The following is a 12,493-nucleotide window of genomic DNA, read 5'->3' on the forward strand; positions in this document are numbered from 1 at the left end:
CGATCAGCTCTAAGTCCTTACTGCTCATCCGCGCCGGCGACACACAAAGCACGGATGCGCCCCTCAACTCCGAGTGACTGGAACGGAAAATACGTACCCAACACCACGCTGGGTCTGGATCACGCGCGGTGCGCTCGGATCGCGTTCGAGCTTGCGCCGAAGGCGAAGAATCTGCACGTCGATGCTGCGGTCAAAGACGTCCTCGTGGACGCGGGTCGCCTGCAGCAGGTGCTCGCGGCTGAGCGAACGCTGCGGCGCTTCGAGAAACGCGATCAACAATGCGTATTCACCTTTGGTCAATGTTACCAGCACTCCGGTCGGATCGGTGAGTTGCCGGGACCTGCGGTCGAGCTTCCACCCGGCAAATCGAAAATGGCCGCGTTCTGGTTCTCGCGCCGGCATTGTCCGTCCAACATCAAGCCGCCGCAAAACCGCTCGGACACGCGCAAGCAATTCACGAAGATTGAACGGCTTGGTCACGTAGTCATCGGCGCCGAGCTCTAGTCCGACCACACGATCGATGTCGTCACGGCGATGACCTGTAATAATGATGACCGGCACGTCGGAGCTCAACCGGACCTCTCGCAGCAGATCGAGGCCATCCTCGAGCCCGAGCCGAAGATCGAGGATCACCAAATTCACCTCGGTGCCGCCGAGTTTATCGATCATCTCGTGGCGGTTGGATGCCACCAGGGTACGGATGTTGTTTTCTCCGAAATAGTTTAGGATCATGCGCTGCAATGCAGGGTCGTCCTCCACGACGAGAACACACACCTGACGATCAGTGCTTCCGCGAAGGCTTGCGTCTGTCGACGATGAACCGCCCATCATGTTCAACCCTTCCAGTGATGCCTCCCGCAGCGGTTTGCAGGCGCAGAATCCTATTGGTTTTCGTTTACTTGGTTACCGCCTGGTCTGCAGCCGCTCAATGGCCAATCCCTCGGGCTCACGCCGGCCAGGAGCCGATCACGCCAATCCCGGTTGTCCCCGCCCAAGAGCTTCCGCGTGTCTTGCTCGGAGAGAAATTGTTCAGTGACAAGCGCTTATCTCACAATAACACACATAGTTGTTCATCGTGTCACGATATAGGGACCAACGGTGCCAGTGCCAATGTGAGCGACACTCCGGATGGCCAGCCGCTGGTCCTCAACACGCCAACGGTCTTCAACGCAAGCTTGAATTTTCGTCTCAACTGGGAAGGAAATATTCGCTCACTTGAACAAGGAGCCGAGCACAGCCTTCACAACCCCGCGATCATGGCGTCGAGCCCCAACGAAGTCGTCGATAAGATGCGTACCGATCCCGAAATGGTGAAACAGTTTCGCGACGCCTATGGCAAGGAGCCCGACGCCGCCTCCGTTTTGGATGCTATTGCTTCCTATGAACGCTCTCTCGTTACGCCGAACAGTCGCTTCGACCGCTGGCTCACGGGAGAAGCGGACGCGATCACTCCGGCGGAGTTGTCCGGCTATCATATGTTCAAGTCACTTGGCTGCGTCGCCTGTCATCAGGGGGTCAACGTCGGTGGCAACATGTTTCAGAGGCACGGTGTTTTCCATCCGCTCGGTTCGCCGGCTCCCGAACTGCTTCGCGTGCCAAGCTTGCGCAACGTCGCGACCACGCCACCCTATTTCCACGACGGCAGCGCGCCGACGCTGGCCGAGGCAGTGAAGGCGATGGGCATCGCCCAGCTCGACCGCGTGCTGACTGATCAGCAAATCGCCGTCATCGTCGCCTTCCTCAACACGCTGACTGGAAATTATCGCGACCGGGCGGTGCGGCCTTTCGCCGCCACACCCGGCACAAGTATCGTGCGGCCATGAGGAACTTGCCGGGCGCGCTCGGAGTCTCGCTGCTGCTCGCTCTGCTCACTTGGCTGTTGCTGCGGGGGATCGACTCCAACGCGCCGGCGTATACTGCTGCGCTGCAGGCCTTTGACGATTACGCGCTTGCCGAGGCGTCGCTCCACCGCGACGTTCTGCAGGCGCGGACCGGCTTGCTTCGTGACTATGACACCTTCGAGAGCAGCGCGCAGGCGATGGAGGAGGCGGTCGGTCGGCTGCGTGCCCATGCAAAGGCTGAGCGCCTCGATATGGCGTCGCTTGACCTGCTTGAAGCCGCGGTTGTTCGGCAGGAAGAGTTGATGGAGCGTTTCAAGACCAGCAACGCGCTTTTGCAGAATTCACTGTCCTATGTCGGTCTTCTCAGCACAAGCCCGGCCTTCCGCGTGCAAGACACGCAGCTCGCCCCCGCAGCCGGCGAGCTAGCAGCGGCGATCCTCTATCTCGCGCGCGACACGTCATCCGACGCTCTGAAGGCGCTGCAGGAGCGTATCGACCAGTTGGCCGTCCAAACGCCCGCGACCGGACCCGAAGCGGAAGTGGCACGGGCAATGTTGGCGCATGCTCGTTTGCTGTATGGTCTGCTGCCTGAAGTTGACGCGACGCTAAAGGCGTTCATCGCGGTGCCCAGCGGAGAGCACCTCCAGGCGATCCGCGCATTGTTTTCCAAGCATCGCTCGGCTGTCGAAGCGTCGGAGCAGCGCTTTCGGCTGCTGTTATATCTGGTGTCGCTGTCGCTGCTCATCACACTCGTGTTTCTCGGCCTTCGGCTGCGTGCTCGCGCCATTGCCTTGCGCCGGCGAGCGGACTTTGAACATGTCATCGCTGAGAATTCGACGCGCCTGATCAATTACTCGCCGGCTGAAACCGGGGGGCGACTGAAGCTGGTGCTGGGAGAGTTCAGCCGGCTCATCGACGCAGATCGCGCGTATGTGGTGCTCGATGAGAAACCGGTCCGGGTGCACGCATGGTCCAAGCACGGAGTGACGTTCCCGCCAAACTGGCCTCAACGGGCACTGGCGGTGGCCGAGCAACTCGGCTCCGATCAACCGGACGGTGTCACCATTGCCGATACGAGCGACTTACCGTCCGGCGCTGTCAAGGATGCACTGATGGGCGCCGGTGTGCGTGCATGGGCCTGTTTGCCGCTGATCCGGCCGGGCCGGGTCCAAGGCATCATGGGTTTTGACCGCTTCCGGCCGATTCGGAACAGAATTTCTCCTGTCCCGGTAGCGCGGCTTGCCGGTGACGTCGTGGCTAACGCGCTCGAACGCGAATTCCTAGAGCGCGAACGAGCAAAGCTTGCGGTGCGGCTCGAACGAGCGCGCCGCATGCAGATGGTGGGATCGCTGGCCAGCGGAATTGCGCATAACTTCAATAATATCATCGGCGCCATCCTTGGTTATTCGGAGATGGCGGAACCGCAGCTCACCCGCGGCACAAAACCGGCACAGCATATCGACGAGATACGCCGTGCCGCCGAGCGCGGTCGCGATCTCGTCGACAATATCCTTACCTTCGGCCGGCGGACCGACGGGCGTGCCCAACCGGTGCAGATGCGTGTCCTGCTCGAGGAGTCGGCCTCACTGTTACGGGCTTCTCTGCCGGCGAATGTGAAGCTTGTGATCGAAGACGTCCCCGCCGGCGTCGCCGTGTTCGGCGAACCTTCGCAACTCCAGCAGATCATTCTCAATCTCTGCACCAATGCCGCGCAGGCGATGAGCGACAACGGCTGTATCCGCGTGGCCGCGAACCAGGAACAGGTAACCGTCGCGGTTGCAATGAACGACGGCGAACTCTCGCCTGGCCGCTATGTATGCCTCTCCGTAAGCGACAACGGACGGGGAATCGATGAACGTGTCGCGCGACGAATGTTCGAACCGTTCTTTACGACGCGAGTGGCAGGAACTGGTCTCGGTCTCGCAACGGTTCGCGAAATCGTTCGCGATCATGATGGAGCCATCAATGTTCAGAGTGAAACGGGATGCGGAAGCCGCTTCGAGATTTGGCTACCCTCCGTCGCAGCGGGCACGATCGCGGCAGACGTGCCGTCGGCACCACCGCTCGGACGCGGCGAAACCGTGTTGATCGTCGAGAGCGAGCGCGATCGCCTGCTGCGCGATGAAGAGAAACTGGCGGCGTTGGGATACGAGCCAGTCGGGTTTGAGCTTGCGGCTGACGCCCTTGCAGCATTTCGATCCGCGCCCGGTCGATTCGATGTCATCCTGGTCAGTCACGACGCGGTGCCGCAGACCGGAGTAGACTTGGCGCGAGCCGTGCATGAGATATCCCCGCTGCAGCCCGTGCTGCTTGCCTCCACCCTCGATGTCAGCGTCGACGTTCTGGCGCACGCCGGAATCTCCGAGGTGCTGCGCTGGCCTCTCGACCATACCGAGCTTGCCTCAGCGTTGACGCGCTGCCTGCGACCGCCCGCCAGGTTACAGCCGTAACACGATTACCCTCGCCTGAAATGCTTCCGTAGCGCGAGGCCGCCACAACTGGTGGCCCTGCAACCGCGGATGCGCGCGTCAAATGACGGAGGTGACAATGGCTATCGGATCGAATCTTTCGCCAGGCGCGGGCCGGGCGACCAAGGCGGGAGTTCCTTCCCGCGCGTCAGCAACCCGGCCTGACGTCGATACGCTCGGTATGATTGCCATGCTTTGCGGAGCGGGCCTACGCCTTGCAGTGTTTTTGGCAACGTGCGGCCTCGATCTGAGCGCCGAATTCTTCTGAACTTCCCATGAAGCGGTGCTTGCGTGCGCCGAACATCGAAACAATCAGAACGAATTCAACCAAATCCATCATTTCCCTAAATCCTGAAAGGACGACCCATGGCTATCAAAGCTAGTTTCTCCCCGACTGCCGGTCTGCTCTCGGTGTTCGACGATAACCTCAGCAACAACATCGTCGTCAGCCGCGACGCGGCCGGAACGATCCTCATCAACGGCGGCGCGGTCGCCATCACGGGGGGAGCATCGACGGTCGCAAACACCTCCCTGATCCAGGTGTTCGGCACCGGCGGCAACGACACGATCTCGCTCGACGAGACCAATGGCGCACTCCCCGCCGCTCAGCTGTTCGGCGGCGCCGGCAATGACATCATCGCCGGCGGCTCCGGCAACGATGAGCTGTTCGGTGGCGCAGGCGACGACACCCTGATCGGCAAGGGCGGCAACGACCTGCTGTTCGGCGGCGCCGGCAACGATACGTTGATTGGCGGCGCCGGCAATGACCAGATGTTCGGCGGGGCAGGTAACGACCGCATGATCTGGAATCCGGGCGACGGTACCGACCTGATGGAGGGCGGCGACGGCATCGACACCGCCATAGTCAACGGCGGCAACGGCTCCGAGATCTTCACCCTTACTGCCAACGGTTCCCGCGTGCGCTTCGATCGCCTCAGCCCGGCGCCGTTCTCGCTCGACATCGGCACCGCCGAGAACTTAGTGCTCAACATGAACGGCGGCGATGACGTCTTCACTGCCGGAAACGGTCTTGCCTGCCTCATCAACCTCACCATCGACGGAGGCGCAGGCAATGACGCCATCACCGGCGGTGATGGCAACGACACGTTGCTGGGAGGGGACGGCAACGACGCCATCATCGGCGGCCGCGGCAACGATCTGCTGGTCGGCGGCGCGGGCGACGACACCTTCGTCTGGAATCCGGGCGACGGCAGCGACACCGTCGAGGGCCAGGACGGCACCGATACGCTGATCTTCAACGGCGCCAACATCAACGAAAAGATTAACATCGCGGCCAATCACGGGCGGGTCAGCTTCACCCGCGACGTCGGCAACGTCGACATGGACCTCAACGGCATCGAGCACATCGACTTCAACGCCCTCCGGGGCGCCGATAACATCACGGTCGGGGACCTCACCGGCACCGGTGTCACGCAAGTCGCACTTGACCTAGCGGCAACTCCGGGCAGCAGCGCGGGCGACGGCGCGGCCGATAGCGTCACCGTCAACGGCACTGCAGGCAGCGACAACATTCAGGTGGCAGGCGCGGGAAGCTCGGTCACCGTCGCTGGTCTGCCCGCAACCGTTACCATTGCCGGCGCCGAGCGTGCCAACGACCAGCTCACAATCGAGGGCGGTGCGGGTAACGACGTCATTACTGCTGTCGGCCTTGCGGCCGGTGTCATTGGCCTCACGATCGATGGCGGGGCCGGCAACGATACCATCACCGGCAGCGCGGGCGCCGACACCCTGATCGGCGGCGACGGCAACGACAGCGTGATCGGGGGCCGCGGCAACGACGTCGCTTTCCTCGGCAACGGCAACGACACATTCGTCTGGAATCCCGGCGACGGCAGCGACATTGTCGAGGGCGAGGCCGGCACCGATACGCTGGTGTTCAACGGCGCCAATGTGGCCGAGAACATCGATATCTCCGCCAACGGCTCGCGGGTGAGACTGTTCCGCGACGTCGGCACCGTTACCATGGACCTCAACGGCATCGAGCACATTCAGCTCGCCACGCTGGGCGGCGCCGACACCGTCAACGTCGGTGATCTCTCCGGTACTGACGCCAAGCAGGTCGCAATCGACCTGTCCGGGACGCTAGGCAACGGTCAGGGCGACGGCGCGGCCGATATGGTGAGCGTCAACGGGACCGCCGGCGACGACAAGATCAGTGTCGTCAGCAATGGCTCGTCCGTTGTCGTCAATGGATTGGCTGCGCAGGTGACTATCACTGGTATTGACGCCGGCCTCGACTCGGTTGTCGTCAACGGAGGCGCCGGAAACGACATCATCAACGCTTCCGCCCTTCGTCCGGGCCAGGTCAACCTGACGATCAACGGCGGCGATGGAAACGACACCATCACCGGTAGCGCGGGCAACGACACCGTCATCGGCGGACGCGGCAATGACGTGGCCTCGATGGGAGCAGGCGATGACACCTTCATCTGGAATCCGGGCGACGGCAGCGACACGGTCGACGGCGGCGCGGGCAACGACACGCTGTTGTTCAACGGCGCGAGTGCCAACGAGAACATCGAGATCTCGGCCAATGGCAAGGGATCGACGCTTACCCGCGACATCGGCAATGTCACGATGAATCTCGCCAACATGGAGGCCATTGATGTCAACGCTCTCGGCGGCACTGACACCATCACGGTCGACGACCTGTCCAAGACGAGCGTCAAGGACATCGCCATCGACCTGTCAGCTACGCCCGGCAGCGGCGTCGGCGACGGCCAAGCCGATACGGTCGTCATCAACGCGACCAGCGGCGATGACGTGATCAACGTCACTGACAACAATGGTGTTGTCACCGTGTCGGGTCTTTCGACTGACGTGACGATCACCGGCTTCGATGCCACGACCGATCGCCTTGTCATCAACGGCCTCGGCGGCGATGACGTCATCAATGCAACGGGACTTGGAGGCGCCATGTTGTTTACCGCCAATGGCGGCGACGGCAACGACGTCCTGATCGGCGGCAACGGCCGCGAGGTGCTCAGCGGCGGTGCAGGCGATGACATTCTGATCGGCGGCAGCCCGCAGAATGTCCTCGACGGCGGTCCGGGAAACAACACCGTTATCCCGGGCGGCTCGGCGAGAACGAGCGTGCTCGGCCAGTTCATGGCGTCGAGCTTCGTCTCGGCGGGTGCAGGTCAAGGTGCGACGCCGATCGCCGAGCCGCCGTTGAGCCAGCCGCCGTTGCTGACTCAGCCGCACGCCGCCTGACGCCAACGACCTCGCCCCGGAGAGCACCCATGAGCCTCGTAACCAATGGCGCAAGACCGACCGACCCAGGTCTCGAAGCCCTCGTGACGCTGCTGCACCTCCAGGGCGTTGCGGCCGATGCCGGACAAATCCGGCATCGGCTCGGAACCGACAAGATTGGCGCAGCGGAGATGCTCCGGTGCGCCAGGGATCTCGGCCTCAAGGCGCGTGCGTACCGGACTGACTGGTCACGGCTTGGCAGCACGCCCCTGCCCGCCATCGCGTCCTTGCGCGATGGTGGCTTCCTATTGCTCGCCAAGTCCGACGGGGAAAGAGTGTTGGCGCACTCGCCGCTGGCGCCCCGGCCTGTCTTGATGACGCGGGACGAACTCGTTGCCGTCTGGGACGGGCAGCTAATCCTGATGACCCGCCGCGCTGGATTGTCCAATGGCACCCGCCGGTTCGACATCACCTGGTTTCTGGCGGCGATCCAAAAATACCGACATCTTCTGAGCGAAGTTCTGGTCGCGTCGTTTTTCCTGCAGCTGCTCGGCTTGGTCTCGCCGCTGTTCTTCCAGGTAGTGATTGACAAGGTGCTGGTGCATCACTCGCTGAGCACGCTCGATGTCCTCGTGCTTGGGCTGGTGACGATCTCGGTTTTCGAGACCGTGCTCGGAATCCTGCGGACCTTTCTGTTTGCGCACACCACCAACCGCATCGATGCCGAACTCGGCGCGCGCCTGTTTCATCACTTGCTGGCCTTGCCGATGGCCTATTTCCAGGCGCGTCGCGTCGGCGACTCGGTCGCGCGGGTCCGCGAATTGGAGAACATCCGCAATTTCCTCACCAGTTCGGCCTTGACGCTGCTGATCGACCTGTTCTTCACCTTCGTCTTCCTGGGCGTGATGTTCTTCTATTCGCCGCTCTTGAGCTGGATCGTGCTGGGCTCGTTTCCGTTCTATATCGGGATCTCGGCCGGGGCGACGCCGCTGTTCCGGCGACGGCTGGATGAAAAATTCCGCCGTGGTGCCGAGAACCAGGCCTTCCTGGTCGAGAGCGTCACCGGCATCGAGACGGTCAAGGCCATGGCGGTCGAGCCGCAGATGCAGCGCCGCTGGGAAGAGCAGCTCGCCGGCTACATTGCCGCGAGTTTCCGGGTTCTGAGTCTCGGCAACAGTGCGAGCCAGACGGTACAGCTCGTCAGCAAGATCGCGACCGCAGCTATCCTCTATTGTGGTGCCAAGCTCGTCATCGATGGCAGCCTCTCGGTCGGCGAACTGGTCGCCTTCAATATCCTCGCCGGCAGGGTGAGCGCGCCGGTCCTGCGCCTTGCCCAGATCTGGCAGGACTTTCACCAAGCGCGGCTCTCGATTGCCCGACTTGGTGACATCCTCAACACCACCGCCGAGCCGACCTACTCAGCTGGGCGCGCACGGCTGCCGGCGATCAGGGGAGATATCAAATTCGACCACGTCTCGTTCCGCTATCGAATCGACGGACAGGAAGTCCTGCGCGACGTCTCGTTCGATGTACCGGCAGGCCAGACCGTCGGCATCGTCGGGCCCTCCGGTTCTGGGAAGAGCACGTTCGCGAAGCTGGTCCAGCGGCTCTACGTCCCGGAGCGCGGACACGTGCTGATCGACGGAATGGATCTCGCGATGGCCGATGCCGCCTGGCTCCGCCGCCAGATCGGCGTCGTCCTGCAGGAGAATACGCTGTTCAATCGCTCGGTGCGTGACAACATCGCGCTCGCTGATCCGGCGATGCCGATGGAGCGCGTGATCGCGGCGGCCCGGCTTGCGGGAGCACATGAGTTCATCCTCGAACTCGCAGAGGGCTACGACACCGTGGTCGGCGAGCGCGGCTCGACGCTATCTGGCGGCCAACGCCAGCGCATCGCCATTGCGCGCGCGCTCGTCTCCGACCCGCGAATCCTGATCTTCGACGAGGCGACCAGCGCCCTGGACTATGAGAGCGAGCGAATCATTCAAGAGAACATGAAGCAAATCGCCAATGGACGGACGGTACTGGTGATCGCGCACCGGCTCTCGACCGTGCGGGCGGCGGATCGCATCGTGACGTTTGATCGCGGCCGCTTGGTCGAGGACGGTAGTCACGACGCACTCATAAAGACCGGCGGCCGCTATGCGTCGCTACATCGGTTGCAGGGAGGGTTCCATGAGGTCGGCTAAACTCGCGACGCCGGAACAGCGTGCGCAACGCGTCATCCCGTTTCGAGGTCCACGATCGAGGCGCCGCGAAGAGCTGGCGTTTCTGCCGGCTGCTCTTGAAATCGTGGAGACACCACCATCGCCGATCGGCCGCGCGATCGGAAGCGCCATCATTCTCATGTTCTGCATGGCCCTGATTTGGGCTTGGTGGGGCACGATCGATATCGTCGCGTCGGCGACCGGAAAAATCCTCCCCAGCGGTCGCGTCAAGGTCATTCAGCCGTTCGAGACCGGCGTGGTGCGCTCCATTCGGGTGCAGGATGGTCAGGCGGTCAAGGCCGGCGATGTCCTGATCGAGCTCGATCCGACCACGAACGAGGCGGAGCGCGATCATCTGCGCAACGACCTCCTTGCCGAGCGGCTCAATATCGCGCGGTTGGGGGCGGCGCTTTCGGGCGATCCGGTGGCTGATTTCGTGCCGCCTGCCGGCGCAGACCTGGAGCTGATCAGCACCCAGCGTCAGCTATTGCTCAACCAGGTGACCGAGCATCGCGCCAAGGTTGGCGCACTCGCGCGTCAACAGGCGCAGAAGGAAGCCGAACAAGCCACGACCGCGGCGACAATTCACAAGCTCGAAACGATCATCCCCGTCGTCCAGTCGCGCGTCGATATCCGCAAGACGCTCGTGGAAAAGGAGTTAGGCTCGAAGCTCAACTATTTCGAGGTGTTACAGCTCCTGGTCGAGCAACAGGAGGAGCTTAGCGTTCAGAAGAGCCATCTGCAGGAGACTGAAGCAGCCATTGCCGCGATCCGCGAGACGCGCAATCAGGCGGCGGCGGAGTATCGGCACACGATCTCCGACGACCTCGCCAAGGCCGAGCAAAAAGCGAACGGCCTGGCGCAGGATCTGATCAAGGCCGAGCAAAGGACGAAGCTACAACGGTTAGCGGCTCCGGTGGACGGCGTGGTGCAGCAGCTCACCGTGCATACCGTTGGCGGCGTGGTGACGCCGGCACAGCCTCTCCTGGTGGTGGTGCCGAGCGACAGCCGGCTAGAGATCGAGGCCATGGTGTCGAACGCCGATATCGGCTTCGTCCATGCCGGGCAACAGGTCGAGATCAAAGTCGATACTTTCAATTTCACGCGCTATGGACTGCTTTACGGCCAGGTACTCTCGGTCTCACAGGACGCTGTGATCCGCGACCGTGCACAGGACCGTTCCGGCGAGCGGGTGCTCGGACCTTCAAATGAGAGCAGTGAGCCGAAGGGCCAGGAGCTGAATTACAGCGCGCGAATTTCGCTTGATCGCACGCATATGCAGATCGACGACAGGATGGTCAATCTGTCGCCCGGCATGGCGGTGACGGTGGAGATCAAGACCGGCTCGCGGACCATCCTGAGTTATCTGTTGTCGCCGTTGCGCCGCTACCGGCAGGAGATGCTCCGCGAGCGCTAGCCTGAACAATCTTCCGAGCAGTTTCTGAATGATTGACCTTCTACGAAGTCGAGAGGACCGATGAAGATTTCTTCGAGAGTGCTAATTTGCGTTTCTTCGCTTGTCTACGTTGGGCTGGCTGTTGGGGCGGCGTCGCGGGCACAACCGCCGGCGGTCGGCGAGAATACCGTCATCGCAACGTTTCATGCGGAGGGCGCCCAGATCTACCAATGCAAACCGAATACCTCACAGCCGGCCGGAACGGTCGGCGCGCTGGCGTGGCAATTCCGTGAGCCCATCGCCACGCTCATCGTCGCCGGCCAATCGGTTGGCCGGCACTACGCTGGACCGAGTTGGGAGCTCGTCGATGGTGGCGCAGTAAAGGGCAGGGTGGTCAAGAGCATGCCCGCGCCTACTGCAAACGATATTTCGTGGCTGGAACTTGAAGTGGTTGACCACCGCAACAAGGGCGTTCTGTCCGAGGCGGTTACCGTGCTGCGTAAAAATACCAAGGGTGGGGTTGCGCAAGGATCATGCGATAGTGAGGGCAAATATCTCAGCGTCCCCTATACCGCGGACTATGTGTTCCTCCGCAAGAGCAATTAACGCGGCGGCCGCCGTCCGTCGCACCTTCCTGACGAGATCCTTCTTGCTGCAGGTATGGAGCGCTAAAGACCTTGGGTGTGACTCATGCCTTCCGTTAGGGAGCAGATAGCCGCGTTGGGCCTTTCGACCGCTGAGCTCATTGCTCATTTGCGCGAATTGGAGGAGCTGCGCGAGCAAGCACGAAAAGCAGAAATATTCGCTCGAACTTTGCGGCGGACTACCGTGCAGGTTCAAAGAGCGCGTCGGCGTAACTCGTCCAACTGGCGGAGTGGTGGCCGCAGGTAGGCCCGAGGTGATGGACCACTTCCCGCTCGCGACGAGAAGAATCAGCCGCCCCAGCAGCAAGTTGTCACTTAGGCAACGTGGCGCCTAGCGGTCGCGACCTCGTTGGCCGCTTGTCCCTGTCGGAAACCCTAATCCGGCTGGTACCTGAGGTCGAATCGCGCAATGCTTTTGTCTCATGAGAGAAGCTTACAGCCTGGTCTGGTCGGTGCTGGTCCTATTGTTCCGGTCGCGGGTCTCGTTGGAAGCTGAGATCCTGATCCTTCGTCATCAACTTAACATCCAGCGACGGCATGTGCCGAAGAGGGTGCCCTTCAGTGCCATGGATCGCCTGATCTTTGTTGGTCTGTATCGTTTGGTGCCAAATACCATCAAGGCGTTCACGATTGTGACGCCGGATACCGTCATCCGTTGGCACCGTGCCGGTTTCAGATCGTATTGGCGCTGGAAATCGCGGCACCGCTGCGGCCGACCAAC

9 protein-coding genes are annotated in these 12,493 nt (G+C 62.0%); 7 read left to right on the forward strand and 2 right to left on the reverse strand.

Going from position 1 to position 12,493, the window contains the following annotated elements:
• Positions 1-63 precede the first annotated feature (63 nt).
• Positions 64-828: a response regulator gene (locus YUU_RS0135145; RefSeq protein WP_051390047.1), complete on the reverse strand. Its 765-nt coding sequence runs from the start codon at positions 826-828 to the stop codon at positions 64-66.
• Positions 829-1,010: 182 nt separating this feature from the next.
• On the opposite strand from YUU_RS0135145, the gene YUU_RS52670 reads away from it, so the two are divergent.
• Together YUU_RS52670 and YUU_RS0135155 are read left to right on the forward strand one after the other, a co-directional pair.
• Positions 1,011-1,823 carry a cytochrome-c peroxidase gene (locus tag YUU_RS52670; RefSeq protein WP_256375319.1) on the forward strand — a complete coding sequence of 271 codons (813 nt, stop codon included), beginning with the start codon at positions 1,011-1,013 and terminating at the stop codon, positions 1,821-1,823.
• Positions 1,824-1,828: 5 nt separating this feature from the next.
• Positions 1,829-4,291 carry a two-component system VirA-like sensor kinase gene (locus YUU_RS0135155; protein ID WP_210164179.1) on the forward strand — a complete coding sequence of 821 codons (2,463 nt, stop codon included), beginning with the start codon at positions 1,829-1,831 and terminating at the stop codon, positions 4,289-4,291.
• 226 nt (positions 4,292-4,517) lie between these two features.
• Here YUU_RS0135155 and YUU_RS62450 read toward each other — a convergent pair whose 3' ends face one another.
• Entirely contained in the window at positions 4,518-4,649 is a 132-nt protein-coding gene (locus YUU_RS62450; RefSeq protein WP_256375320.1) for a hypothetical protein, read from the reverse strand.
• 26 nt (positions 4,650-4,675) lie between these two features.
• On the opposite strand from YUU_RS62450, the gene YUU_RS0135165 reads away from it, so the two are divergent.
• The 5 genes from YUU_RS0135165 to YUU_RS60865 form a co-directional block, all read left to right on the forward strand.
• Positions 4,676-7,543 carry a calcium-binding protein gene (locus YUU_RS0135165; RefSeq protein ID WP_027526562.1) on the forward strand — a complete coding sequence of 956 codons (2,868 nt, stop codon included), beginning with the start codon at positions 4,676-4,678 and terminating at the stop codon, positions 7,541-7,543.
• A gap of 29 nt (positions 7,544-7,572) precedes the next feature.
• Entirely contained in the window at positions 7,573-9,714 is a 2,142-nt protein-coding gene (locus YUU_RS0135170; RefSeq protein ID WP_027526563.1) for a type I secretion system permease/ATPase, read from the forward strand.
• Positions 9,701-11,149: an HlyD family type I secretion periplasmic adaptor subunit gene (locus tag YUU_RS0135175; protein WP_027526564.1), complete on the forward strand. Its 1,449-nt coding sequence runs from the start codon at positions 9,701-9,703 to the stop codon at positions 11,147-11,149. The genes YUU_RS0135170 and YUU_RS0135175 overlap by 14 nt, the downstream gene beginning before the upstream one ends.
• A 60-nt stretch (positions 11,150-11,209) precedes the next feature.
• Positions 11,210-11,734: a DUF3455 domain-containing protein gene (locus tag YUU_RS0135180; protein WP_027526565.1), complete on the forward strand. Its 525-nt coding sequence runs from the start codon at positions 11,210-11,212 to the stop codon at positions 11,732-11,734.
• Positions 11,735-12,194: 460 nt separating this feature from the next.
• A partial coding sequence (locus tag YUU_RS60865) for a hypothetical protein (protein WP_210164180.1) occupies positions 12,195-12,493 on the forward strand: 299 nt, incomplete at its 3' end.

This window comes from Bradyrhizobium sp. Ec3.3 (assembly GCF_000472925.1).
Classification (GTDB): domain Bacteria; phylum Pseudomonadota; class Alphaproteobacteria; order Rhizobiales; family Xanthobacteraceae; genus Bradyrhizobium.